The organism is Streptomyces naganishii JCM 4654, assembly GCF_014650575.1.
GTDB classification, from domain to species: Bacteria; Actinomycetota; Actinomycetes; order Streptomycetales; family Streptomycetaceae; genus Streptomyces; species Streptomyces naganishii.
Map to the genome: position 1 here is coordinate 70505 of NZ_BMVF01000024.1, position 23318 is coordinate 93822.

The 23318-nt window shown below is 70.9% G+C and carries 26 protein-coding genes and 1 CRISPR repeat array; of the genes, 8 read left to right on the plus strand and 18 right to left on the minus strand.

What is annotated here, in order from left to right; translation table 11 throughout:
- Positions 1 to 58: 58 nt before the first annotated feature.
- The 3 genes from IE217_RS30715 to IE217_RS30725 all read left to right on the plus strand — a co-directional run bounded on the left by IE217_RS30715 (position 59) and on the right by IE217_RS30725 (position 3644).
- Positions 59 to 1084, plus strand: a complete 1026-nt coding sequence (locus IE217_RS30715; RefSeq protein WP_190181262.1) for an SGNH/GDSL hydrolase family protein — start codon at positions 59 to 61, stop codon at positions 1082 to 1084.
- Between the two features lie 198 nt (positions 1085 to 1282).
- Entirely contained in the window at positions 1283 to 2503 is a 1221-nt protein-coding gene (locus IE217_RS30720; RefSeq protein ID WP_190181230.1) for an acetyl-CoA C-acetyltransferase, read from the plus strand.
- Positions 2504 to 2831: 328 nt separating this feature from the next.
- Complete coding sequence (locus IE217_RS30725) at positions 2832 to 3644, plus strand: hypothetical protein (RefSeq protein WP_190181263.1); 813 nt, start codon at positions 2832 to 2834, stop codon at positions 3642 to 3644.
- Positions 3645 to 4223: 579 nt separating this feature from the next.
- On the opposite strand, the gene IE217_RS30730 is transcribed toward IE217_RS30725, so the two are convergent.
- A complete protein-coding gene (locus tag IE217_RS30730) occupies positions 4224 to 4535 on the minus strand; it encodes a hypothetical protein (protein WP_189708082.1) in 312 nt (103 codons plus the stop codon).
- A 101-nt stretch (positions 4536 to 4636) separates the two neighbouring features.
- On the opposite strand from IE217_RS30730, the gene IE217_RS30735 reads away from it, so the two are divergent.
- The gene (locus IE217_RS30735) at positions 4637 to 4864 is read left to right on the plus strand and encodes a DUF4287 domain-containing protein (RefSeq protein ID WP_189708080.1); all 228 of its coding nucleotides are present in this window, start codon (positions 4637 to 4639) and stop codon (positions 4862 to 4864) included.
- Positions 4865 to 4963: 99 nt separating this feature from the next.
- Here IE217_RS30735 and IE217_RS30740 read toward each other — a convergent pair whose 3' ends face one another.
- From IE217_RS30740 to IE217_RS30760, 5 genes are all read right to left on the minus strand, one after another.
- Positions 4964 to 5872, minus strand: coding sequence for a Bax inhibitor-1/YccA family protein (locus IE217_RS30740; RefSeq protein ID WP_190181231.1), 909 nt, complete (start codon positions 5870 to 5872; stop codon positions 4964 to 4966).
- A gap of 335 nt (positions 5873 to 6207) precedes the next feature.
- The gene (locus IE217_RS30745; RefSeq protein WP_190181232.1) at positions 6208 to 6882 is read right to left on the minus strand and encodes a hypothetical protein; all 675 of its coding nucleotides are present in this window, start codon (positions 6880 to 6882) and stop codon (positions 6208 to 6210) included.
- A 98-nt stretch (positions 6883 to 6980) separates the two neighbouring features.
- Complete coding sequence (locus tag IE217_RS30750) at positions 6981 to 8903, minus strand: zinc metalloprotease (protein WP_190181233.1); 1923 nt, start codon at positions 8901 to 8903, stop codon at positions 6981 to 6983.
- Positions 8904 to 9088: 185 nt separating this feature from the next.
- Entirely contained in the window at positions 9089 to 9307 is a 219-nt protein-coding gene (locus IE217_RS30755) for a hypothetical protein (RefSeq protein ID WP_190181234.1), read from the minus strand.
- Positions 9308 to 9378: 71 nt separating this feature from the next.
- Positions 9379 to 9594: a hypothetical protein gene (locus IE217_RS30760; RefSeq protein WP_190181235.1), complete on the minus strand. Its 216-nt coding sequence runs from the start codon at positions 9592 to 9594 to the stop codon at positions 9379 to 9381.
- 240 nt (positions 9595 to 9834) lie between these two features.
- On the opposite strand from IE217_RS30760, the gene IE217_RS30765 reads away from it, so the two are divergent.
- On the plus strand, positions 9835 to 10227 hold the full coding sequence (locus IE217_RS30765) for a helix-turn-helix domain-containing protein (protein WP_190181236.1): 393 nt from the start codon (positions 9835 to 9837) through the stop codon (positions 10225 to 10227).
- Between the two features lie 276 nt (positions 10228 to 10503).
- Positions 10504 to 10731, plus strand: coding sequence for a hypothetical protein (locus tag IE217_RS30770; protein ID WP_229865704.1), 228 nt, complete (start codon positions 10504 to 10506; stop codon positions 10729 to 10731).
- Positions 10732 to 11187: 456 nt separating this feature from the next.
- Here IE217_RS30770 and IE217_RS35585 read toward each other — a convergent pair whose 3' ends face one another.
- The 10 genes from IE217_RS35585 to IE217_RS30815 form a co-directional block, all read right to left on the minus strand.
- Positions 11188 to 11346, minus strand: a complete 159-nt coding sequence (locus tag IE217_RS35585; protein ID WP_506004912.1) for a hypothetical protein — start codon at positions 11344 to 11346, stop codon at positions 11188 to 11190.
- 262 nt (positions 11347 to 11608) lie between these two features.
- A complete protein-coding gene (locus IE217_RS30780; RefSeq protein WP_190181238.1) occupies positions 11609 to 11905 on the minus strand; it encodes a hypothetical protein in 297 nt (98 codons plus the stop codon).
- Between the two features lie 658 nt (positions 11906 to 12563).
- Positions 12564 to 13337, minus strand: a complete 774-nt coding sequence (locus IE217_RS30785; RefSeq protein ID WP_308432788.1) for a transposase domain-containing protein — start codon at positions 13335 to 13337, stop codon at positions 12564 to 12566.
- A gap of 78 nt (positions 13338 to 13415) precedes the next feature.
- The gene (locus IE217_RS30790) at positions 13416 to 14180 is read right to left on the minus strand and encodes a GNAT family N-acetyltransferase (protein WP_308432789.1); all 765 of its coding nucleotides are present in this window, start codon (positions 14178 to 14180) and stop codon (positions 13416 to 13418) included.
- A 207-nt stretch (positions 14181 to 14387) separates the two neighbouring features.
- Positions 14388 to 14588: a hypothetical protein gene (locus IE217_RS30795; RefSeq protein ID WP_190181264.1), complete on the minus strand. Its 201-nt coding sequence runs from the start codon at positions 14586 to 14588 to the stop codon at positions 14388 to 14390.
- 2 nt (positions 14589 to 14590) lie between these two features.
- Entirely contained in the window at positions 14591 to 15355 is a 765-nt protein-coding gene (locus tag IE217_RS30800; protein WP_308432790.1) for a radical SAM protein, read from the minus strand.
- Positions 15253 to 15708: a hypothetical protein gene (locus IE217_RS35295; RefSeq protein ID WP_308432791.1), complete on the minus strand. Its 456-nt coding sequence runs from the start codon at positions 15706 to 15708 to the stop codon at positions 15253 to 15255. Before IE217_RS35295 ends, IE217_RS30800 begins: the two co-directional genes overlap by 103 nt.
- A 234-nt stretch (positions 15709 to 15942) precedes the next feature.
- Positions 15943 to 16155: a hypothetical protein gene (locus IE217_RS30805; RefSeq protein WP_190181240.1), complete on the minus strand. Its 213-nt coding sequence runs from the start codon at positions 16153 to 16155 to the stop codon at positions 15943 to 15945.
- Positions 16156 to 16391: 236 nt separating this feature from the next.
- Complete coding sequence (locus IE217_RS30810) at positions 16392 to 16952, minus strand: ATP-binding protein (RefSeq protein ID WP_190181241.1); 561 nt, start codon at positions 16950 to 16952, stop codon at positions 16392 to 16394.
- A gap of 4 nt (positions 16953 to 16956) precedes the next feature.
- Complete coding sequence (locus IE217_RS30815) at positions 16957 to 17310, minus strand: hypothetical protein (protein WP_190181242.1); 354 nt, start codon at positions 17308 to 17310, stop codon at positions 16957 to 16959.
- 123 nt (positions 17311 to 17433) lie between these two features.
- Here IE217_RS30815 and IE217_RS30820 point away from each other — a divergent pair, with 123 nt between their 5' ends.
- Together IE217_RS30820 and IE217_RS30825 are read left to right on the plus strand one after the other, a co-directional pair.
- Positions 17434 to 18549 (plus strand): helix-turn-helix domain-containing protein, encoded by a 1116-nt coding sequence (locus tag IE217_RS30820; protein WP_190181243.1) that lies wholly within the window; start codon positions 17434 to 17436, stop codon positions 18547 to 18549.
- Positions 18550 to 18562: 13 nt separating this feature from the next.
- Entirely contained in the window at positions 18563 to 19153 is a 591-nt protein-coding gene (locus IE217_RS30825; RefSeq protein WP_229865706.1) for an HD domain-containing protein, read from the plus strand.
- A 448-nt stretch (positions 19154 to 19601) separates the two neighbouring features.
- Positions 19602 to 21888: direct repeats of the CRISPR family, unit length 29 nt; unit sequence GGGACCATCCCCGCGGGCGCGGGGAGCAC.
- Positions 21889 to 21980: 92 nt separating this feature from the next.
- Here the strand turns inward: IE217_RS30825 and cas2e are convergent.
- Both cas2e and cas1e read right to left on the minus strand, forming a co-directional pair.
- On the minus strand, positions 21981 to 22334 hold the full coding sequence (gene cas2e, locus IE217_RS30830; protein WP_190181245.1) for a type I-E CRISPR-associated endoribonuclease Cas2e: 354 nt from the start codon (positions 22332 to 22334) through the stop codon (positions 21981 to 21983).
- Positions 22331 to 23317, minus strand: coding sequence for a type I-E CRISPR-associated endonuclease Cas1e (gene cas1e / locus IE217_RS30835; RefSeq protein ID WP_190181246.1), 987 nt, complete (start codon positions 23315 to 23317; stop codon positions 22331 to 22333). Before cas1e ends, cas2e begins: the two co-directional genes overlap by 4 nt.
- Position 23318 lies beyond the last annotated feature (1 nt).

A 23318-nucleotide genomic window follows, 5' to 3' on the forward strand; every position in this document is an offset into this window, starting at 1 on the left:
ACGACGGTCGGTACGGGGCAAGGAGTGGATGTACGGCTACGAGGAGGTGGCGGCGGGCATGACGAGCATGTCGAGGGCGAGGGTGGCCCGGCGGATCGCGGCCGGCGCCGCGTACGGGGGCGGCGGTATCGGCCTGGTCGGCGCCGCCGCCGCGGGCGTCCTGCTGGCCGAGATGCAGATGGCCAGGCGCCATGTGGGCAACGGCAGCGACAACCACGTGCCGCTCGCCAACGGTCTGTACGGCCACGTCTACGAGACCCCCGGCGAACCCCCGCTGCACCTGATCCTGCTCGGCGACTCCACCGCCGCCGGGCAGGGCGTCCACCGGGCCGGGCAGACCCCGGGCGCGCTGCTGGCCTCGGGGCTCGCGGCGGTGGCCGAGCGCCCGGTGCGGCTGCGCAACGTGGCGCTGCCCGGCGCCCAGTCCGACGACCTGGACCGCCAGGTCGCGCTGGTCCTCGCCGATCCGGCCCAGGTCCCCGACATCTGCGTGATCATGGTCGGCGCCAACGACGTCACCCACCGCATGCCGCCGACCCGCTCGGTGCGCCATCTGTCGGCGGCGGTACGGCGGCTGCGCACCGCGGGCGCGGAGGTGGTCGTCGGCACCTGTCCCGACCTCGGCACCATCGAGCCGGTGCAGCAGCCGCTGCGGTGGCTGGCCCGGCGGGCCTCGCGGCAGCTGGCGGCCGCGCAGACGATCGGCGTGGTGGAGCAGGGGGGCCGGACCGTCTCGCTGGGCGACCTGCTGGGCCCGGAGTTCGAGGCGAACCCGCGCGAGCTGTTCGGCCCGGACAACTACCACCCCTCCGCCGAGGGCTACGCCACGGCCGCGATGGCCGTACTGCCCACCGTCTGCGCCGCGCTGGGCCTGTGGCCGGCGGAGGAGGAGCGCCCGGACGTCTCCCGCCGCGAGGGCTTCCTGCCCGTGGCCCGCGCGGCCGCCGAGGCCGCGTCCGAGGCCGGCACCGAGGTCACCGCCGCCCTCCCCACGGGCCCGCGCGGCCCGTGGGCCCTCCTGAAGCGCCGGCGCCGGCGCCGGGTCCCGGAGCCGGAACCCACCTCGGTGACGCCATCGGCCTGAACAGGCTCGTCCCGACGCCGGACGGTCCGGGGGCCCGCAGACCCAAGCAAGCGCTTAGAAAGCTGCGGCAAGGATCACACCGCGATAGCCGTGACCGATGCCATACGTACGGGTAACTTCCAAACAGCCCCGCCATTGCGCGCCGCAGCACCCCCACACCCAGACCCACACCCGCACCCGTACGCCACTGGAGCCGTGATGCCCGAAGCCGTCATCGTCTCGACCGCCCGCTCCCCGATCGGCCGCGCCTTCAAGGGCTCCCTGAAGGACCTCCGCCCGGACGACCTCACCGCCACGATCATCCAGGCGGCCCTCGCCAAGGTGCCCGAGCTCGACCCCAGGGACATCGACGACCTGATGCTCGGCTGCGGTCTGCCCGGCGGCGAGCAGGGCAACAACCTCGGCCGGATCGTCGCCGTGCAGATGGGCATGGACCACCTGCCCGGCTGCACGATCACCCGCTACTGCTCCTCCTCGCTGCAGACCTCCCGCATGGCCCTGCACGCCATCAAGGCCGGCGAGGGCGACGTCTTCATCTCGGCCGGCGTCGAGATGGTCTCCCGCTTCACCAAGGGCAACTCCGACAGCCTGCCGGACACGCACAACCCGCTCTTCGCCGAGGCCGAGGCCCGTACCGCCGCCGTCGCCGCGCAGGAGGGCACGACCTGGCACGACCCGCGCGAGGACGGACTGATCCCCGACGCCTACATCGCGATGGGCCAGACCGCCGAGAACCTCGCCCGCTGGAAGGGCGTCACCCGCCAGGACATGGACGAGTTCGGCGTCCGCTCGCAGAACCTCGCCGAGGAGGCCATCAAGAACGGCTTCTGGGAGCGCGAGATCACCCCGGTGACCCTGCCGGACGGCACGGTCGTCAGCAAGGACGACGGCCCGCGCGCCGGCGTGACCACGGAGGGCGTGGCCGGCCTGAAGCCGGTCTTCCGCCCCGACGGCATGGTCACCGCCGGCAACTGCTGCCCGCTCAACGACGGCGCCGCCGCGGTCGTGATCATGTCCGACACCAAGGCCCGCGAGCTCGGCCTGACCCCGCTCGCCCGCATCGTGTCGACGGGCGTCTCGGGCCTGTCCCCGGAGATCATGGGCCTCGGCCCGGTCGAGGCCTCCCAGCAGGCCCTGCGCCGCGCCGGCCTGACCATCGACGACATCGACCTGGTCGAGATCAACGAGGCGTTCGCCGCCCAGGTGATCCCCTCCTACCGCGACCTGGGCATCCCGCTGGACAAGCTGAACGTCAACGGCGGCGCCATCGCCGTGGGCCACCCCTTCGGCATGACCGGCGCCCGGATCACCGGCACGCTGATCAACTCCCTCCAGTTCCACGACAAGCAGTTCGGCCTGGAGACGATGTGCGTCGGCGGCGGCCAGGGCATGGCCATGGTCATCGAGCGCCTCAGCTGACGACCTTCGCAACACCCGACGACCCGCGTCACGACGGCCACTTGAAAGACCGTCAGTGTCCGCCTTAGCACCCAGCGTGACCGAATGGCCCGGAATCCAGGAAACCCATGGGTTCCGGGCCGTTTTGTGATCCAATCTCCCCCATGATGTGACCTACCTCGCGCGCGAGGGGGTTTCCGCAGGTCAGCACTGTTTCACCAGGAAGCACAAGGGCCACTTTCCTGTCCGTTTCGTGACGTTACGCACTGACAGCTGGATAGTCCGCCCTTCAAGCTGATGTAGGAAGTCGGGGGTCGACCTTGAACCCGGGAGTACGTCAGTGAGCGCCATGCCCATCGCCCTGCTGCTCACCACGGCCGCCACCGGCGCCGTGGGCGTCGCCGTGCTGCGCACCCTGTGGGTGCTGCGCCGCCAGGTCGCGGCCCTGCACGCCCAGCTCGCCGAGAACCACGCCGCGACCGCACGCGCCCTGCTGCCCGCCGCCCGCAGCCACGCCGACGCCGAGCAGATACGCGCGGCCGTGGTCCAGGCGCTGGCCGAGGAGCGGGAGCGTGAGCTGGCCGAGGCGCGCGCGTTCTGGGCCGCCCAGGAGGCCCGCGACTCCGCCGACGCGCCCTCCCTGCTCGGCCTTCCCGACAGCGAGCTGTTCCTGCCCCGCCAGGCCGACTTCGCGGGCCTGGAGCACCTGGAGCCGGTGACCGAGACCGGCTCGGAGGCCGACGAGTTCTCCGGCAAGGACCACACGCAGGGTGGCTCGGCCGGCGAGTCCCCGGAGCTGGCCGCGGCCCGTCGCCGCCACCCCTCCCACCCGGACTTCACCCCGCACCCGTCCCCGGTCGTGGGCGACCACGAGCGCACCGTCGCCACGCTGGAGGAACTGGCCGATTCCCGCGTGGAACTGGCCGACGTCCGCCCGGGCCCGCTCGGCACCCTCGACGTCTACGTCTTCGCCGACGGTACGACCCTGTGCATGACCCCGGGCCACCGCGAGACCGCGGAGCGCCTGGCCGCCGCACTGCGCGCGGGCGAGGCCCCGGTGCTGCTCGGCGGCTCCGGAGTCTCCGGCGCCTACGCCCTGACCTTCGCCTGCGGCCAGGAGAACATCTACATCCTGGCGGACCGCGTCATCGCCTCCCTGTAGCAAGCACGAGCCGACCCCCCAAGAGACCCGAACCCCGACGCCCCGAGAGAGCCGAAGCCCTCACCTACCCGAAGCCCGGGAAGCCGGAAGGCCGAAGGCTCACAAGCCGGGACGCCGGAAGCCGGAAGGCCGCAAGCCGGAAGGCACGGACGCCGGAGGGCCGAAGACTCACAAGCCCGGGGGCCGGAAGCCGGAAGGGCAGAAGACCAGAAGCCCGGAGGCCCGGAAGCCCGGACGCCGGAAGGCACGGACGCCGGAGGGCCGAAGACTCACAAGCCCGGGGGCCGGAAGCCGGAAGGGCAGAAGACCAGAAGCCCGGAGGCCCGGAAGCCCGGACGCCGGAAGGCCGGAGGCCCAGAAGCCCGGACGCCGGAAGGCCAGAGGCTCACAGGCCCGGGTCCGGAAGCCCGCAAGGCCCGGAAACCGGGAGGCCACGAGGCCCGGCGGCCGGAAGGCCGGAAGCCCGCAGGGCCCGGAGCCCGGAAGCCCGCAGGGCCCGCGGGGCCCGGAGCCCGGAAGCCCGCAGGGCCCGCGGCCCGTTAGCCGGAAGGCCAGGAAGCCGGGAGGCCCGGAAGGGCCTCACACCCCCGCCCGCTTCTGTGCCTCCTCCACCAGCCGTACCGCCTCCTCGACCTCCTCCTCGCTCTTCAGTACGAGCGCGAGGTCGTGCCCGGCGACGGTGATCTGGTCCGCCGCGGCGAACATCCCGGCGTCCGGCATCTCGCGCGGCTCGGCCCCGGGCGTCTCCAGCAGCTGGGCCCGCCGCGCGAACTCCCTGGCCAGCGCCAGCGCCTCCGCAGCGGCCGCCCGCTGAAGCCGGCTCTGCGGCGCCGCCCTGAGGCGGTCGGCGAAGTGATCCACTGCCCGGGTCAGAGATGTCGTGTCAGCCACGCGGCGAGCGTACGCGTCGCGGCAGGACTGTTGCCAATACACGAACCCTCAGGCACGGTGACGTGAAGGACCGGCTTCATCGAACGCGTCCGGAGGCGCCGATGTCCCAAGTCTTCTCCGAAGAGACCCATCGCAATCTGCTCGCCCGCATCCCCCACTGCACCGGTCGTGAAGTCGCCGACTGGTTGCGCACCGTCGAAGAAGGCCCCGCCCTCTGCTTCGAGGAGCGGCTCAGCTGGCTCCGCCACGAGCACAACCTTGCCTACGGCCACGCGAAGGCGATCATCCACGAGTACGACCTGAGGAGGGCCGCCCGCAAACTGCTCTAGGCAGCACGCTCCAGGCGTGGAGCGACGCCGGACGACGAAGGGCCCCGGGAGGAACCCGGGGCCCTTGCGCGTGACCGGTGAAATCCGGTGCGCGTCGCGCTAGTCGCTCTGGTTGAGGATCGCGATGATGCGCAGGAACTCCATGTAGATCCACACCAGCGTCAGCGTGAGGCCGAAGGCGGCGAGCCAGGCCTCCTCGCGCGGGGCGCCGTAGGCGATGCCGTCCTCGACCTGCTTGAAGTCCAGGGCCAGGAAGCAGGCGCCGAGGATGATGCCGATGACGCCGAAGAAGATGCCGAGGCCGCCGCTGCGGAAGCCGAGGCCGTCACCGCCGCCGAACACGGCGAACAGCAGGTTCACCGCCATCAGCAGGACGAAGCCGAGCGCGGCCGCCATCACGAAGCCGTAGAACCGGCGGTTGACGCGGATCCAGCCCGCCTTGTACGCGATCAGCACCGCGGCGAAGACCGCCATGGTGCCGATCACCGCCTGCATGGCCGCGCCGCTGGCGATGCGGTTGTCGACGATGCTGGAGACGACGCCGAGGAACACGCCCTCGAACGCCGCGTACGTCACGATCAGCGCGGGCGAGGCCTTGCGCTTGAAGGACTGCACGAAGGCCAGCACCATGCCGATCAGCGCGGCGCCGACGCCGATGCCGTAGGACCGGCTGATGTGGGCGTCGTCGACCGGCAGCAGCGCCCAGGCGAGCGCGGCCGTGACGATCAGCGTGCCGAGCGTGGTGGCGGTGCGCAGGACGACGTCGTCCATGGTCATCCGGCCGGTGGTGGCCGGGGCCTGGGGCACGCCGTACTGCAGGTCCTGCTGGGCGTAAGGGTTCTGCGCGTAGGGGTTGCCGCTCGGCTGGGCGTACGGGTTGCCCTGCGCGTACGGATTGCCCTGGGTGCCGACAGCGGGACCCCCGGCCTGCGGCGCGGTGTTGAAGCCCGCGTAGCCGTTGTCGCGGCTGAACCCCCGTCGCGAGAAGACCGGGTTTCTGCTCCTCATCTCACTCCTCCATGGCCGCACGTCGCGGCCTTGGCTCAAGAGTAATGGAAAGGCAAAGGATCGACCCTAGTACCTGCGGAGGATCTTTCCCTCTTCCTGGTGCGGAACACGCTACGCGGCCAGGTGATTCCCCGCGACGGACGGTGCCATTCATGACCAACCTGCGACACGTCCGGAACCGGCCGGAGATCACCGTACGCCGCCCGTACGGCCGTCACCCGATCGGGAGGCCCGTGCACGCCTGCTCGCACAGCGGCCGGCCGCCGCGCCCGCGCGATCAGGTTCGCGGACACGGCGGCCGGCCAGAGTGCGGCGGACAGGGCCTTTCTTCCGGATCAGTGACCCGGCCAGCCGTCCAGGTGGCGGTGCATGGTCACGTCGGGCCGCGCGTCGCCCTTGGGAGCCTTCGCGACCGCGTCGTGCAGTACGTCGGTGACCTCGCCGGCCAGGGCGTCGACCCGTGACTTCAGGTCGGCGGCGGGCAGCGAGGACCGGCTCAGCTCGTCCAGCCGGCGGTGGATGTCGGCGAGCTGCCGCTGGGTGCCCCGGTCGAAGGTGAACGGGGTGGGCGTGGAGACCACGAACTGGTAGGCCCCGGCGAGGGTCTGACAGCCCGTGCACCTCTCGTTGGTGGCGTCGCTGAGGTTGACCGCGTTCAGGTGGGTGCGCGCGCCGGCGAACGTCACGATCTGGAAGGACAGCGCCACCGAACGGCAGTCGTCGTCGGCGGAGCAGCCGGCCGAGACGGCGTTGGCCTGGTTGCGTACGGCGGCGGCGTTCACCGTGCCGAACTGGCGCACCGTGAAGGAGTCGTCGGCCTGGGTGTGGTGGGCGCGGTCGGCGTGCGAGAACACGTGGTCCGAGGCGACCGCGGCGTGCGGCGCGGCGGTGGCGGCCTGGGCCGGCACGGCGGTGGCCACCCCGGCGACCCCGGCCGCGAACAGGCCGAGCCGTACGGCCCGTTGGGTGAAGGGACTGCCGGCTGAGCGTGGTTTTCGGTGACTGTTCATGGAAATCTCCAGCGATAGATGTACGTAGACCGCCCCCGGGCGGGGCCGCCCCAGCGACCCCGCGCCGTGCTGGAGCCGGACTGCCCCCGCCCGGCCTCTCAGGGAGAGGCCGCCGCGCTCGGTGAGGTGCTGGGGGGCGGGGTGGGTGATGCGGATTCCGTGGGGACGGGCGACGCGGACTGTGTCGCGGGGGGTGTGGGTTCCTTCGCCGGCGCGGTGGCCGGCGAGGAGGGCTGCCCCGGCTCTCCCGCCGGGCCCTTGCTCGTGGGCGCCGGCTTCTGCGAGGCGCTGGGCAGGGCCGGCGCACCCGACGACGCGCCCGGTGAGGGCGACGCGCTGCCGGACGCCTTGCCTGAGGGCCCGCTGCTCGGTCCCGCCGTGCCGACCGCCCCCGCCGTGCCCGAGGGTGAGGCGGAGGCCCCGTTCGCGGAATCGCCCGGGGACGGCCCGCCGGGTGTGGCGGCGTGCCGCGGCTGCGGCTCCTGCGTGGAGACCCCGGGCTGAAGGATCGGCGCGATCGGCGGCTTCTTGGGCAGCGGCTGGGGCGTCAGCCCCGACACCCACGCGTAGCTCAGCCCGGTGAGGCCGGCCAGCGCCAGCGCGCACACCACCACCCGCAGCGCCGGCCGTCCCGCCGTGGCCCGCTTGGCGGCCCTGAAGAGCCGCCCGCTCAGCTTCACGGACAGATAGACGACACCCGCCATCGGGCACAGCAGCATGACGCAGCCGATGAGACCGACCAGGCCCTCGACGATCTGGCCGTCCACGAAGGCCGAGCCGGTGCCGACGACCTGCTCGGTCAGCGAGCGGGTCATCGTGGCGATGATGCGGGGCAGGTTCCACAGGGCGTAGCCGAGTTCGCCGACCAGCAGCGGCACCATGGTCAGCACCCAGGTGGCGACGATGGTGCGCGCCGACTTCTTCAGCCCGGCGACCTCCGCGCGGGCGGCCCGGCCCTTGCGGCCCGGCACCAGCCCCAGCAGGATCGGTTTGATCTTGCCGTAGAGATCGGGCACCCCGGCCAGGTCGCCGAGGATGTAGTAGCCGTCCAGCCGGACGGCCGGCATCAGCTGCTCCAGGATCTCGAAGTGCCCGAGGTAGACCGCGGCCAGGAAGAACTGCGCCCCGGTGGCGAAGTACGCCCCGGCCATGGCCAGCATGAAGACGACGTTGAAGTACACCCCGCCCAGGTCGGTGCGCAGCCGGCCGCCGCGCCCGATCCGGTAGACGTCGGTGACGTCGGTGTACATCGAGGGCCAGATGAGGAAGAGCCCGCAGCCGATGCACCCGGGGTGGGCGCCGCCGTATCTGCAGGCGGAGGCGTGGCCGAACTCGTGGAAGACGAGCGAGGCCACGGTGAGGACGAAGACGATGAGGATGAGGACGGGCTGGTCGAGCACCTCCAGCACCGGCTCGATCGCCCCGAAGAAGCCGAACAGCCAGACGTCCATCACGACGGCCGAGGCCAGCACCAGCGCGACCACGGCCGGCCGGTGCAGCCAGGCGAACATCCGGGCGATCTTCGCGGTACGGCGCTCGTTGAAGATCACCCGGTGGCCCTTGAGGGCGAGCAGCAGGTCGGAGCGCGGGGCGTCGACCTCCTCGCTCTCCTGCCCGTCGGGGACCGTCACGCCGAGCGGTTCGAGTTTCTTCTCGACCAGGAAGCGGATGTTCTCGCCGCTGACCTCCCGCCCGAACCGCGCGCTGACGCGGTGGGCGATGATCTCGGTGTCGCGCTCTCCGTCGATCGACGACGCGACGAGATACAGCAGCCTCGACAGCTGCACGACCTGCCCGTCCCCCCGGCGGGCGATGTACTTGGGATCGGTGAACCCCGACCCCTGGTACTCGCCGTGCAGCCGCAGTCCCGCACTCAGTCGCGGGACCAGCGGCGCCGGCTGTGCCGTGACGATCGGCAGGGTGCCCGTCGCCACCTGCTCGTACGTCACCGGCCAGCCGCCCGGCCCGGGAACCGGGCCCGTGTCGTGCAGCGTCGGCGCCCCGTCTCCGAGCACCGTCATATGTGGTCTCCCCCCACGTCTCCCCCGTCCTCCCCGCTCTGCCCCGGCGAACCCGGGCCCCGGTCCGGCCGGTTGCCCGGGGTCCGGGTTCGCCTGTCGGGGGCGGACCGCGCCGTACCCCCCGCGCGGTCCGCCCCCGTGGCGTCGTCGTACCGTGGCGCCGCCTCGGGCGGGCGCCGCCGCCGCTACTGCGTGACGCTGATGCTCTGGACGGCCTGCGACTCGGCGGCCGAGGCGAAGGAGTGGTCGTTGAGCGCGGCGGACTGGTTGGACGCCGAGATGTTCGCGATGTGCTTGGTGACGTTGACCGTCTTGCCGAAGCTGAACTTCAGGCGGCCGAGGGCCTCGCGGCCCGGCAGCAGCTCGGCGGACTCGGTCTCCAGCTCGTTCATGTCCATGCTCATGATGGGTGTCCTTTCGGTGTCTTCGGTGTCTCGGGTGTGCGTTCGGCTGTGCGCTCGGGCGAGGGCGGGTGCTACTGGGTGACGGTGATGCTCTGGCCGGCGCCGGAGTCGGCCACGGAGAACGCCGAGTGGTCGTTCAGGGCGGCGGACTGGTTGGACGCCGAGATGTTCGCGATGTGCTTGGTGACGTTGACCGTCTTGCCGAAGCTGAACTTCAGGCGGCCGAGGGCCTCGCGGCCCGGCAGCAGTTCCGCGGACTCGGCCTCGAGCTCGTGGGCGTCCATCATGATCAATTCCCCCTCAGGGATAGGCAGTTCCGGTCGGACGCGGTCAGGTACCCCCCCGACTTCGTCCAACTTGGTCGGACGTGCTGTCCAACGAGATTGGACACTAGGGCCTCGGGAGCCTCCCGCGCAACCCCGATCGCCGATCCCCTCTCGGCCCGCGGCGGCGACGCCCGTAGAATCGGGCCCCACGTGGGGAACTCCCGCGGGTTCAGCCAGGCGGCGAGCAGGAAGTGACCACCAGTGGCCAACGCACTGCAGCAGTTGATCCGGGAGCGGCTCGACCGCAAGGGCTGGTCCTACGGCGACGTGGCGCGCCGCGGCGGCATCCCCCGCTCCACCGTCCACCACCTGGCCACGGCCGACCGTGTGGTCCGCATGCCCCAGCCGGCCACCCTCGAGGGACTGTCCAAGGGCCTGGAGCTCTCGTTGGACACCGTGCGCCGCGCCGCCGCCGAGGCCTGCGGCATCCACGTCTACGGCCCCGCCGCGGACGCCGGCGGCGAGGCGGCCCGCCCCGCCGACCCCGAGGTCGACCTGCTGATCGCCAGCGTCCAGAAGCTCTCGGCGGACGACCGCCGCCATGTCGCCGCCCTGGTCGAGTCGCTCCTGGACCGCTCCCCGAACGAGAAGTGACCCGGCGCGTACCGGCGTCCGTGGCAACACCCACCGAAGGGGGCACACCCACCGAAGGGGCGAGTGACCGGACAGATGACCGACCTGGCGACCGACGCGACCGTCCGGTGACGCCGGATGGCCGATCTCCCGCCAACTCGGGAAAAGAATCCGGACGACCCCAAAAGCCCTGAGATCCGCCGCTAGTCTCTCGTCTGCCCGAGGCGCGAGAGCCGCACGACCCCGGGCTCCCAGGGGGGACATGTGTTGTTCGTGCATGGCGGTCCGACCACGGCCGTGGTTCGCAATCCCGCCGGAGACGCGGTGGTCCTGCTGTCCGGTGAGCTGCCCGAAGTGCTCACCGACCAGGCCCTCTTCGAGCTCCTGGACCTCGCCGCCGCCATCCTGGAGGCGGACGAGCTGGTCCTGTTCCACAAGTGCCTGCAGACCCTCCGCCGCAACGGCATGCGAGCCGGCCGCCGCATCGAGATCGACGGCGCGGTACTGACGGTCTACGAGGGCTGACCGACCCACCCCGCTACCCACGGCGCGGTCGCCGCCTCCCTGGCATCCGGCCGGGGAGGCGGCGACTACCCGCCACGCGATCCGCCTCGGCGAGGCGTGAGCGGGAGCCCCGAAGACGTCAGCCTGATCGTCTCCGTCATCACCGGGCCGGAGGGCGCGAACCCGGCGCGGGCCGCGCCCCTCGCCGCACGGCCCGACTCGCAGGAGCCCCGCACCGGCGATGTCGACCACGCCGGAATGGAAGTACACCGGGGTCGAGGCGGACCCGCGCGAGACCACCCCGGACCAGGCCGCGGCCTGCCCGAAATCCTCACCCGAACCGCGGCCGGGCTCGTCATCGCAGGTGGAGTGGCGCCCGGAACCGGACTTGAACCGGAAGAGGGCGCCGCGTTGTCGCAAGTCAAACGCCTGACCTGCAAGGGGCGCACCGTCTGGCGCACCTCCGGGCGGCCCTGCTCAGGCTCCGTCGGCCAGCTCCTGGACGGCCTGGACGACGGCCACCACCGAGTCCTGGTCGGCCGGGAACTCAAACCGCTCACCGCGCAGCCGGTACACCTCGAACCGGGCGTGCAGCGCCTGTTCCAGGGTCAGGCCCGGGCCAGTCCACAGGATCACCCGAGGGGGGAAGGGGTTGCCGGTCTGGGCCTCGGCCAGGCGGTCCGCCAGGTTGCCCTGGGCTCGGCCTGATGCCCGGGTGGCGGACCAGCTTGGTGAACGCGACGTCGCCGCCCACCTCGAACCGCGGCAGCGCTTGCTCCGGGTCCGCGTCCCGTGTCCGGAGACGGCACGCAAAGGCCCGGACTCACCGCTGGGTTGCGGCAAGTCCGGGCAGGCTTTCCCTCGGCGCGGCGCCCAGGGCTGTGGTCTTGGCCTCGTGTCAGAACTCGATCACGTAGACCGTGACCCTCTTGGGTGTTGCATCTCCCCATGGAGCGGGGCCGGGGAGCACGACCTTTGGAATGGGGGGCGTTTCGACCTCCACTTCCCGCTGCTCGTCGGGCCCAGGCTCAGCAGCCTTTTCCCGGCGCGCGACCGAACGCTTACGCCTGTGCGAACGGAAGAGGGTCTTCCAGATCTTCCATCCGCGTATCAACCTGGCCAACTCCACGAACACGATGACCGGGTGGATGAAGTGCAGTAATACGAACACCACTGCACCGACTGCATCGCCCATGTTTGCCCTTTCAGCACCACGCACACCGCACCGCTTCTGCGATACGGATAAACCCGGGCTTCACGCGAAGGTGGATTGAAGCGCCCACCGTTGCGCTCGCCCTAAACGGAATCGCTTGTTCCGATTCCTTTGGGATGGCTCGACGGTTCGAGAGGCCTGTCGAGACATGCCGCGAGAAACCACCATGATGTTGTGTGGCGTTGTGCCACCCGTGGGTCTCGCCTCGCCGACGTGTCCGCTGACGCGGGCTCCGGCGATTCGGGCTTTGGCGTGTTACAGAAAGTGCAGCATCCCTCCCTTTCTTCCGGCTGAAAGATTAGGCCCCCTTTCCTATTCGATCTTGCACGAATGAGGCTTGGTGCTCACCGGGACCATGGGCGAACAGTCTCCCGCAGGTACACGGGAGGCGACGGATACCGCACATCCAGATTGCCACAGCCGAACAGCGATGCAAATCCGCGCAGTTACTGAGCCGTGTGAGGTCGGCAACACCGCCATGACGTACTGAACGGTAGTTAACTGCGTTGTGTAGCAACTCTACTGAAAGGCCGTCACTCGCTTGTTTAGGCGGCACAGTCACGAAAGTCGATGGACGCTTTGTGGAAGAGAAATTCCGTCAGCTACCGGCCGAGACGCAGCGCACCGGCCCAGGAAGTCGTTAGGCCTCGTACCGCGGTGGCGCACAAGCTTGGCGAACACGACGTCGCCGCTCGCCTCGAACCGCAGGGTCCTCGCGCGGCGAGGCCGGATCAGGTGCGGGCGGGTGCCGTCCAATCCCCGGCCGCAGCGATGCCAGCAGGGCCCGGGCCTGCGGGAGTTCGGTGTATTGCTGCGGCCCGAAGACCGCATCGATCAGGGCCCGGGTGCCGCACTCCACCAGCGCGGTCAGCCGCACCTGCGGATACCCGGCCGGACGGGTGGTGCGGGCCACGTGCCGGGAGAAACAGGCCACGTTCGCCGGGCTGTCCGGCACTTCCAGACAGGTGCCGTCCCAGGCCACCAGCCGCAGACCCCGCCAGAACACTCCCGGCGTCGCCGTCGTGCCGACCGGCCCACGCAGCCGGTCGAACAGCAACGCCAGCGGTTTGACTCCCAGCCGACGACGAGCCTGACGAAGTGCCGCCGCAGACGGGTCCGCCACCATCGTGCGGGGCCAGCCGGCCGTCAGCGCACTCCACACACGCCGGTACCCACAGTCTCCGAACAGAGCCATGGCCAGCACGAAGTAGACCACCACCCGGGCCGGCAGTAATCGCACCCGCTTTTCACGTCGCCCTGCCGCATCCAGGACCTCATCCACCAACACCGGCGGAATCCACCGTGTCAGCGCTCCTAAATGACCCGGCAGCCACACCCACGACCGGTCCCGAACCACCCCAGCAGTGGCACACTGAACAGACAACGGAGCCCCCACGAACCGTGACCTCGACACTCACAGTCCGCGTCGGGCTCCGTTCCCACGTCAACCCTCTGGCCAGCCCAAACAGCCCTAACTTCCCGGTCTTGGGCTTTAGGCGTCCCTCTGGTTGACGAACCCGAGGGATGTCAGGCCCTCGGCCTGGCATAGGCGGTCGGAGGCGCCATCCACCTCCGTCTGCAGGAGTTGGTAAGCGGCGCTGTGCTGGTGGCCCCAGTGCATCGCTGCCCGCCACAGGGCCCGGCCGTAGCCGTGGCCGCGGTACTGCGGCAGCACAGCGAAGTATTGGGGCAGCAGGCGCGCGGATCCGGTGGCGTCGGCCATGGTCTCCATGGGGCCGATGGCGCCGGCCACACGGCCGTGGTGGAGGACAGTGAGGACCGGTCCCACGGTCCCGGCCTGCATCTGCTGGTACAGGAAGGTGAACCCGTCCGCGGCCATCCGCTCGGCGAACTCCGCGAACCCGGCCGACTCGTTGAGCTGCTTGTCCTGGTGGACCAGCACACCGGGAGCATCGCCCGGCCCGTGGGTGAAGTCCTTGAGCTGGACGCGAGTGCCCACACCCCGGGCGTACACCTCGGGCTGCTCGGGACCCAGGAACCACACCACCCTGGCCTTGCCGGCCCCGTGGACGGCGGCGAGCTTGCGGGCCAGGTTGGCGCCGGCGGTCAGGCTGTCCGGCTCCGCCCCGAACACGTGGACCTTGACGACGCCGGTGCCCCGCTCGGTGAGCGTGGGCACGAGGGTCTGGCATCGGTCGTGCTCGACGGCGTCGACCAGGACGCGCTCCGCCTTGACGGCGGACCAGCGGCGGTCTTTGTCGTACGGGAGGAAACGGCCGGTGCCTGCGATATCCACGACGGCCTCAAACAGGTCAGGTAGCGGGTCGCCCTGGAGGACAGGGCCCAGAGTTGGCACGTACGGCACGGGCATCACAGGCTCAACCCAGCCCCAGTGAAAGCGCATGACCGCACGCTACCCAGGGAGCGCCCACGGCGCAGGCCCCGACCCGAGTTGCCGTCTGGGCCTGCGCGTTCACGACCGGATCAGGGGCAGATCAGGCCGCTAGTGCGGGTTGTCGTCGCCCGCCGCACACGAGCACTTCGCGCTGTCCATCACGGTGTCCATGTCGCCGATACTGGTGATCTGGGTCACCGGCTCCACCGGCGCGAGCACCGGCCGCGTGAAGTACGGCGTGCCGTTCCCGGCCGGTCCGTCGCCCGGCAGCGGGCGCCGCGGCGAGATCTCGACTGCTACAGCGGTCATCGTCACCCTGCTTTCTTCTCTCCGTGCTGGCAGTACGCCGCCAGCGGGGCCTTCGCCTCCTGGTAGTGCCTAGCCAGGGGCCTGCACACGCGGCAGGTTCCGGCGAGCGTGCAGCCTGAGCAGCCGCCGGTGCGAAGCATGAGGCGGTCCGCGATCTCTCCCAGCCGGGCCAGGCCCTGGATGCCCTCGTGGGGCAAGGAGATCTGTTCGTCGCGGCCGATCTTGCAGATGGACACCAGGCCGTGCGGGTCCATGTGGAAGAATGTGTGTCCGGCGTTGCAGCCGGTGAAGGTCTTGCGCAACCGCAGGTGCTCCTTGGACTGCGCGGTCAGCACCTCGCCGCCGCCGTAGATCGTCGGCGTCATGTTCGTGAAGACCTCATACTCGACGCCCCACGACTGGCACAGGTCCACCATGGCCTGCTCCTCGTGGCCGTTGTCCTCGGTGACGACGATGCTCATGCGCAGCGGCAGGCGGGCGTGGCGGGCGGCGTTCATACCCTGCACGAACTGGTCCCACGCGCCCTCGCGCTGGGTCAGCTCGTCGTAACGGGCCTTGGTTGCGCCGTACATGGACACCGTGACGCGGTACGGCGGGCACTCCCGGAACAGGCGGAGAAGGTTCTCCCGCCACAGCAGACTGCCGTTCGTGGAGACCGTGATCATCATGCCGAGTTCCCAGGCGTACCGGTACGCACGCAGGAAGTCCTTATCGATGGTCGGCTCGCCGCCGGTGACCTGGAGGAAGAGGACACCAGCCTCCGCCACGATGTCCAGGCACTGCCGCTTGTCCTCCCAGGGATACCGGAGTTGACCTTGAGTCCCAGGTAGCAGTGCTTGCACTTGTAGTTGCAGCCGAGGTTGACCTCCCAGCTCGCTTTGCCGTAGACCCAGGTGGACGGCTGGCGGACGAGCAGGAAGTCACCGGTCGGGCGGCCGGTCACGTCCAGGTCTTCCCACTGCTCCTGCACGGCGTCGGAGAGCCAGAGCGGGGCCGGCTCCGCGGCGTCGCGTTCGCGCAGTTCCTCGTAACGGGCCTCCGGCAACAGGGCGCCGCCGCGGCTCCCCGGCCGGACCAGCACGTGCTGGTCCAGGAACGGACTGGCGATCAGGGAATGCATGCACGCTCCAAGAGAGTCGGTCGCCCGGGAGGGGGCGGGATTCTGTGGGTGCTGATCCCGGCCGCCGTGTCGGCGGCGGCCGGGACCGGTGTCCGGGCTGTCGTCACTCCCCCACGAAGGGTCAGCCAGGACGTGGTGGCCCACCCCTGACCGGGAACCACGAAGGGGTGCGGGTCCTGTGGCGCGGGGAGCCGGTCATTTCGCCACGACCGGCCCGGGCGGGTGTTCAGGGGGTTACAGGAGGCGGACCACGGCCGTGGCGGCGAGGCCAGCCAGCAGTACGGCGCAGGCGCCAGCCGCGAGCGCCAGGCGCGGGTGGCGTTCGGAGATGATCCGCCACCCCTCCCGTCCGGTCCGTCCGTCGGCGTCGGCCCGGATGCCCAGGCCGGTGAACGACAACGACACGAGCTGTACGGGGGTGCCGTCTTCGCGGGGCTGCTGGTTCACGGGACTCCTCCGGTGGTGAGGGCGGCCGACGCTGCTCGTGCAGCCGGTGGCGGACGGAGCGGGACGGGCGGCACGGCCCATGACGTGCTGCCAGAACTTGCGTTCCACGGCGTCCACGCACGGGGCGCACAGGTTGATAGGGGCGTGCTGTCCTTCGGACTGCGCGGGACCGACCCAGGTCACGTTCACGTCGTGGTCATCGCAGCGCCAGCATTCGCCGGTGAACCACTGGACCATCACGGAGCGCCCCGGACGACGGCCAAGGTGAGCACCACGCCCAGCGTGAGGACTATCAGCACGTACACCTGTTGGGCCCTGCGGCTGGCGTACATCGGCACCGAGTGGACCAGATGCGTCTCCTCGTGCTGGTCCGGCTCCAGGTCCGCCCAGACGCGCTTTCCCCAGCCCAGGGGTTCCGTTCCCCACTGGCACGCGAGGGCGGCGACCAGGGCCAGACCACGACCGCCCTCCGCCTCCGCATTCATGGGCCACAGCACCGGCTCGGCGGTGCTCTTGTCCGTGACGGCCACGCGCACGCGGTCCCCTGACTCGCGCCGGAGCGTCACCCGGAACGAGCCGTGCCGCGCGTGCTCGACAGCGTTGGCGCTCAGCTCGGACACGACCAGCTCGGCCGCGTCGATGAGGTGCGGCAGCCGCCAGTCCGCCAGGGTGTGGCGCACCAGGCGGCGGGCGACGGACACCGATTCGGGTTCGCGCGGGAGCACGGTTGTGACGACCGGCGAACCGTCCTCCGCCTCCAGCCGGATTCCGCCGCTGGGCGGACTACTCCTGAGCATGACGTCACCCACCAAGGAGCCTTTCGCCGCCAGGCAGCCGGTAGCGGCCCATCTGAACAAGCTGCGCAACGGTGTCCGCAGCGGCCAGGTCTCCAGCGCTGTTCATCTCCACGCACCAGTAGCTGCGGCGGTCCGGACTGGTGGCGTCCAGCGCTGGCACTCCCAGTAAGCGGCCGCGCCCCAGGAACTCCGCGTCGTCCCTGGCCTGCTCCCACTCCAGCCGTGCCCGGCCACGGTTTTCGGTCGCCATGAGGAGCCAGTGCTCGACGGCCAGGCGCCGCTCGGCGCCGCTCACTACCTCTTTTCTGGTACCTGGCGGTGCCACCGACGGGTGGTGAACATGCTGAACGGTGCCCATGTCTCGTGGCCTCCCAAGTAGCCTGATGCAGGGATAGCCACGACCGTATGTAGTCGACGGCCACGCCTGAAGTGACCGTGAGTACAGGTGGTAATGGGGCAAAGCACCAGGATTGGACTGCTCATGCGGCCAAGGACTCGGCAAACCCTGACCAGCAGTACGGGTCAGGCTGCGCGGCCCCACACGGGCCTGCTCAGCGGGTACGTCCTGCGGGTGATCCGCGAGCAGCAGGGCTACACCCAGGACGAGACGGCCGAGCGCCTGGGGGTGTCCTCAGACACGATCGCCGGGTGGGAGACCGGCCGCCGTCCCCTCACGGCCGTACCGGTCGGCCAGACGCTCGCCTTACGGCACCGGCTCATGCAGATGGGAACCTCCCCCGTACTGCTCCAGGCGCTGGAGCGCGCCCTGGAGGCGGACGTGCTGCTGGCCGGCGCCCTGGACGAGGACACCCCCGCCGAGGAGAGCCCACTGGGCGCCGTGGTCATGCAGCGGGAGCTCGCGGAAGTCTTGGTCTGGCCGCTCAACGGAGTCGCCCCCGGACCCATCCGCGCCCTGCCCCGGCCGGCCCGGGCCCGCCGAGGCCCCGCCCCGACCGGGCCCCAGCTCACCGCGGCCGAACGGCGCACCTTCTTCAAGCGCATGCGGGCCACAGCCGAACAGGCGCGCGGGCCCGGGCAATTCCTGCTGCGTCGCCAGGCCCTCTACTTGTCCGGGTACGACCGAGACGCGGACACCGCCGACTGGCTGGCCCACCAGCAGCGCACCGAGCGCCCCGACGACTGGCTGACGGCCTGGCTCAACAACCGCTCCGTGGCCGCGGTTGCCGCCCGGCACGGCGACCGTGACCGCATGGCTCACTTCATCGACTCTGCCCTGATCGACGACGACGCCGGCGAGGCCGCCAACCTGGCCTATTGGGCGTACTGGGTGGGCGAGGCACCTGTGCCGCAGCTCTCGGATGACTTCATCGCGGACGGCTCACTGGGCCCCTGGCACGGAGACAAACTGCTGGCCCACCTCGCATCCGGGATCGCCCCCGAACACGGCTACGTGGACCTCAACGTGCACAGCGTGTGGGCGCTGCTCCAGGTGCGCCTCAACCTGCTGCGGTCCGGCGAAGCCGCCCGCGCCCTACGCGAGAGGCTGCCGATCATGTTGGATGGCGGAGACCTCTCGCCGCGAGCACGGCGAGAGCTGGAGAGCATCCGGTACGCGATCCGCCTCGCCGAGGCGTGAGAGGAGCCCCACGGTGTCTGACGACCAGGAGCTGACTGCGGTAGCGCGCTTCCTGTACGAGGCGGGGACGCTCAAGAACACCAAGCGGTCCGGGTGGTGGATGGCGGGCGTCAAGGACCCGGAGTCCGTGGCGGACCACTCCTGGCGCACCGCCCTCATCGCCTCGATCATCGCTCAACTGGAAGGCGCCGACCCGGCTCGGGCCGCCTTCCTCGCGGTGTGGCACGACTCCCAGGAGACCCGCACCGGCGACGTCAATCACCTGGGCAAGCGGTACAGCAAGGGCGAGGCGGACCCGCGCGACATCACCGCCGACCAGGTCGCCGGCATGCCTGAGGGCCTGGCCGACGCGATCCGCGCTCTGGTCGGCGAGTACGAGGCGAAGGAGAGTCCGGAGGCCGTCTGCGCCCGGGACGCCGACAAGCTGGAGTGCATGATCCAGGGCCTGGAATATCAGGCCCAGGGCTACGCCGACGTACAGCGGTGGGTCGACAACAGCCGTGGACGGATCACTACCAAGAGCGGCCAGGCCCTCGCGGACGCCGTACTGGAAACCGGTTCCCTGGACTGGCTGCGCGCCGCCCTCGGCGAGACACCGCGCTGACGGCAAGCAGGATCACCGCAAGCGGACTGGCGCGCCGCACTCGGCCGGCGCCGACGACAGGCAGAGCGCGCCACCTGGAAAAGGATCCGGCGACTCGGGCCGGCGAGACCCTGCAGGGAGGTCAATGGGCAACCGGAGCCGCAGCCCACGGACCGCCGCAGTCGAAGCACTCCGGGAGCGGACCTCGCCCCGCGTCGCAGGCGGAGTGGTGCCCGGAACCGGACTTGAACCGGTACGCCCGCGAGGGGCAGCGAGGTTTAAGCCCCCTGAGCCGTGCCGGTGTTCGATTCATTAGCGTTCACCACCGAGGAGGCATTGCTACACGTTCGAATTCGGACGACCGCGTACGAGGGCGAACCGCAACCGGGACTGCAACCGTCGGGCCTCTGATGCTTGCCTTCATTACACCGGCTGCCGATTACCCACGGCTACCGCGAACGTTGGGCACGGGGCCATCCCCGCGGGCGCGGGGAGCACTTCGCCGCGGCGGTGTAGCGGGGAGTCCGTGTAGGGACCATCCCCGCGGGCGCGGGGAGCACTCGGCCAAGAAGGTGGGGAAGGTGGGACCGGAGGGACCATCCCCGCGGGCGCGGGGAGCACCGTTTCGATCTCGCCCCACACGCGGCGCACGTGGGAGCATCCCCGCGGGCGCGGGGAGCACCGGCGGTGCGCTGAGCGGGCGTTGGCGGGGTCGGGACCATCCCCGCGGGCGCGGGGAGCACGGGCCGGTCAGCGCGCCCAGGATCCACGGCCAGGGACCATCCCCGCGGGCGCGGGGAGCACTTTGGGCTATCGCCCGGCTGACACCGCCGGCCGGGACCATCCCCGCGGGCGCGGGGAGCACAAGGGCAGCAACGACCGACGCCTCTACGACGCGGGACCATCCCCGCGGGCGCGGGGAGCACGCCGGCGTCCTGATGCCCGCGCTCAGGAGGTCGGGACCATCCCCGCGGGCACGGGGAGCACGACGAGGGCGTGCGCGTTCTGGTGCCACGCCAGGGACCATCCCCGCGGGCGCGGGGAGCACCCGTCCACGTCCGACACGACCGGGGGCGGGGTGGGACCATCCCCGCGGGCGCGGGGAGCACCCCACGGCCCCGCTCACGACGGCCCACACGTCGGGACCATCCCCGCGGGCGCGGGGAGCACTGCCCGTACTGAATCGCGTGCCGGTTCTGGAGGGGACCATCCCCGCGGGCGCGGGGAGCACGGGGACCGCTTGCCGTAGGCCGGCGCGTCACCGGGACCATCCCCGCGGGCGCGGGGAGCACGGCACGGAGCGGGTGCACGCCCACCATGTGCTGGGACCATCCCCGCGGGCGCGGGGAGCACATGTGGAGGACAGGTGTAGACACGGGTTCGGAGGGACCATCCCCGCGGGCGCGGGGAGCACCCGCCGCGGGTGTCGTGGAGGACGGCGTCGCTGGGACCATCCCCGCGGGCGCGGGGAGCACCCGCATCCGAGCGGCTCGCCACCATCGCCCGGGGGACCATCCCCGCGGGCGCGGGGAGCACGTCCAGCCCGTCAGACCCCACACCGTGTAGGCGGGACCATCCCCGCGGGCGCGGGGAGCACTGCCGGGCGTCAGCGAGCGCGTTGTGCTCGCCGGGACCATCCCCGCGGGCGCGGGGAGCACCGCCCGTCTACAGCTCGCTGAGGATCCCGACAGGGACCATCCCCGCGGGCGCGGGGAGCACCCGTGCTCGGAGGCGAACTCCTCGACCCGCTCGGGACCATCCCCGCGGGCGCGGGGAGCACCCGTGCTCGGAGGCGAACTCCTCGACCCGCTCGGGACCATCCCCGCGGGCGCGGGGAGCACTGAGCGACATTCTGACTCTCCGCCGTTGAGGGGGGACCATCCCCGCGGGCGCGGGGAGCACCCGAAGCTGACGATCGGGCTGCTCATGACCTTGGGACCATCCCCGCGGGCGCGGGGAGCACTGGACAGCAGGCAACCTGCGCCGCAGGTTGCAGGGACCATCCCCGCGGGCGCGGGGAGCACTCGACTCGGACCAGTTCCCGCGTGCCATCCTCGGGACCATCCCCGCGGGCGCGGGGAGCACTCACCGCCCGCGGTGAGTGCCGCGATGGCGTCGGGACCATCCCCGCGGGCGCGGGGAGCACGAGACGGGACGACGACGCACTTTCGCTCACGTGGGACCATCCCCGCGGGCGCGGGGAGCACGTCCTTGCCGACGTCGACGAAGCCCTTTGCGATGGACCATCCCCGCGGGCGCGGGGAGCACAGCTTGTCGAGTTCCTCCGCGGTGGCGCCGCGGGGACCATCCCCGCGGGCGCGGGGAGCACCTCGTCGGCGACGGCAAGGCAGGCAAGTCCCTGGGACCATCCCCGCGGGCGCGGGGAGCACCCGAGGGTGCCACCGCTCTGGGCGATCGCCCGGGGACCATCCCCGCGGGCGCGGGGAGCACCAGCCGGCCGACCCGGCACCGCAGCGGCGGGAGGGACCATCCCCGCGGGCGCGGGGAGCACTGCTGGTCCAGAGAGCGGCCGAACTGGCTCATGGGACCATCCCCGCGGGCGCGGGGAGCACGCCAGCGTCCCAGCCTTGTTCAGCGGTGAGCCGGGACCATCCCCGCGGGCGCGGGGAGCACCACATCCGGATCGGCGGCCCCTTCGGTCGAGGAGGACCATCCCCGCGGGCGCGGGGAGCACTGGAAAATGCCGAAGTGTCCTTTTTTGTACGTGGGACCATCCCCGCGGGCGCGGGGAGCACACTTCATGACCTGCGGCTTTGTCACGGAGACAGGTCACTTCGAAGCAGTTTCGCCGACTCCGATGAAACGCCCATAAGGAACACTTCACGCATCAGCTTTTGCCGTACCGCCGTCGCTTGGATGCGTTACTCCAGCCCTTTCGTGCGGTGCTCGCGGCATTTGAGGAACTCTGGACTTTCGGACGGCGGATCAAGGTCAGGCCCTCGTGGTCGACCGGGTGCCAGGCATGGTCGTGGGTACGGAAGGTGAAGCCCTGTTCATTGTTCGTCGTGTGGGCAAGGAGGGCGCGGCCCTGGTGCGCGTACTGCTGGACCTCGTCCCAGAGCAGATCGCGAATCCTGGCGGAAGGGTTGCCGATGAAGACGCCGGCCGAAATCTCGAGGAGCCAGCGGGTGAGGAAGCCCCTCAGGCCGGGCGGGCAGTTGGTGAGGACGATGACGGTCACCAGGAGAGCTCCACGTCGCCGTAGACGTCGTAATCACCGGTTTCGCTGCCGTAGTTGTGGCCCGCGGCGACAGTGTGGCCCCTGTCGCTCTGCAGCGTGACGACATCGAGGTCGTCTCCCGTCGTCCCCGCTGCGGAAGCCTGCGGCAGCAGGAGACGCTTGATGTCGTTGACGCAGCGGTCGAGCAGGGACGTCTCGCTGATGCGGTCCCGCAAGGCGCGGCGGGTGCGTGGGCCGATGTCCTCCTCGTCCTCGGCGGCCACGTCGAAGGCGAGCGGGATTCCTATCTCCGTCTTGTACAGATCGGCGATGTCCAGGACGAAGGAGAGTTCGTGGCCGGAGTGGATGAAACCGAGCGCCGGACTGCAACCGAGTGAGGCGACGACCGCGTGGGCGATGCCGTACATGCACTGGGCAGCAGCGGTGACTGCCTGGTTGACGGGGTCGCCGCTGGCGAAGTCACCAGGGGTGTAGCGGCGGCCGCGCCAGGGAACGCCGGTGCGGGCGGACTGGGCCCGGTAGCAGTCCTTGACACGACTTCCTTCGCGGCCGAGGAGTTCCTGACGGGTGAGACCGGCGGGGTCCTCGTCGGGGAATCGCAGTCGGTACATGGCTCGGGCGACGGCAAGCCGGCTGCGGGGGTTGGCCCACTGCACGGCTTGTGCTTCGGCGAGCGCGGAAGAGCGGCTCAGGGCGCGGCCGCCGGCGTAGTAGCGCACGCCCTGTTCCCCGACCCAGCAGACGGCGGCGCCCGTTTCGCCAAGGACGCTCATTGCCTGGTGGGTGATGCGGGTGCCGGGTCCGAGGAGGAGAGTGCCGATGGTCGCCGACGGAATATGGGTGGTGCCGTCGGCGTCCTCGGCGGTGATGGCGTTGGCGTCCCGATGCACGGTGCAGCGCTCGAGGTAGACGAAGGACAGCCGTTCGCCGGTGCGGGTGAGCTGGCGTGGGCTGAGCGCGGCCCGCCGGGAGACGGTGGTCACC

What these genes read in the sequence shown, in the direction of transcription:
- IE217_RS30745 (WP_190181232.1), bottom strand. Translation starts at nt 6,882, where the DNA reads ATGAACAGTCACCGAAAACCACGCTCAGCCGGCAGTCCCTTCACCCAA.
- IE217_RS35295 (WP_308432791.1), bottom strand. Translation starts at nt 15,708, where the DNA reads ATGCATTCCCTGATCGCCAGTCCGTTCCTGGACCAGCACGTGCTGGTC.
- IE217_RS30780 (WP_190181238.1), bottom strand. Translation starts at nt 11,905, where the DNA reads ATGGGCGATGCAGTCGGTGCAGTGGTGTTCGTATTACTGCACTTCATC.
- IE217_RS30755 (WP_190181234.1), bottom strand. Translation starts at nt 9,307, where the DNA reads ATGAGCATGGACATGAACGAGCTGGAGACCGAGTCCGCCGAGCTGCTG.
- IE217_RS30725 (WP_190181263.1), top strand. Translation starts at nt 2,832, where the DNA reads ATGCCCATCGCCCTGCTGCTCACCACGGCCGCCACCGGCGCCGTGGGC.
- IE217_RS30815 (WP_190181242.1), bottom strand. Translation starts at nt 17,310, where the DNA reads ATGGGCACCGTTCAGCATGTTCACCACCCGTCGGTGGCACCGCCAGGT.
- IE217_RS30715 (WP_190181262.1), top strand. Translation starts at nt 59, where the DNA reads ATGACGAGCATGTCGAGGGCGAGGGTGGCCCGGCGGATCGCGGCCGGC.
- IE217_RS30740 (WP_190181231.1), bottom strand. Translation starts at nt 5,872, where the DNA reads ATGAGGAGCAGAAACCCGGTCTTCTCGCGACGGGGGTTCAGCCGCGAC.
- IE217_RS30810 (WP_190181241.1), bottom strand. Translation starts at nt 16,952, where the DNA reads ATGCTCAGGAGTAGTCCGCCCAGCGGCGGAATCCGGCTGGAGGCGGAG.
- IE217_RS30795 (WP_190181264.1), bottom strand. Translation starts at nt 14,588, where the DNA reads ATGACCGCTGTAGCAGTCGAGATCTCGCCGCGGCGCCCGCTGCCGGGC.
- IE217_RS30720 (WP_190181230.1), top strand. Translation starts at nt 1,283, where the DNA reads ATGCCCGAAGCCGTCATCGTCTCGACCGCCCGCTCCCCGATCGGCCGC.
- IE217_RS30750 (WP_190181233.1), bottom strand. Translation starts at nt 8,903, where the DNA reads ATGACGGTGCTCGGAGACGGGGCGCCGACGCTGCACGACACGGGCCCG.
- IE217_RS30735 (WP_189708080.1), top strand. Translation starts at nt 4,637, where the DNA reads ATGTCCCAAGTCTTCTCCGAAGAGACCCATCGCAATCTGCTCGCCCGC.
- IE217_RS30820 (WP_190181243.1), top strand. Translation starts at nt 17,434, where the DNA reads ATGCGGCCAAGGACTCGGCAAACCCTGACCAGCAGTACGGGTCAGGCT.
- IE217_RS30760 (WP_190181235.1), bottom strand. Translation starts at nt 9,594, where the DNA reads ATGATGGACGCCCACGAGCTCGAGGCCGAGTCCGCGGAACTGCTGCCG.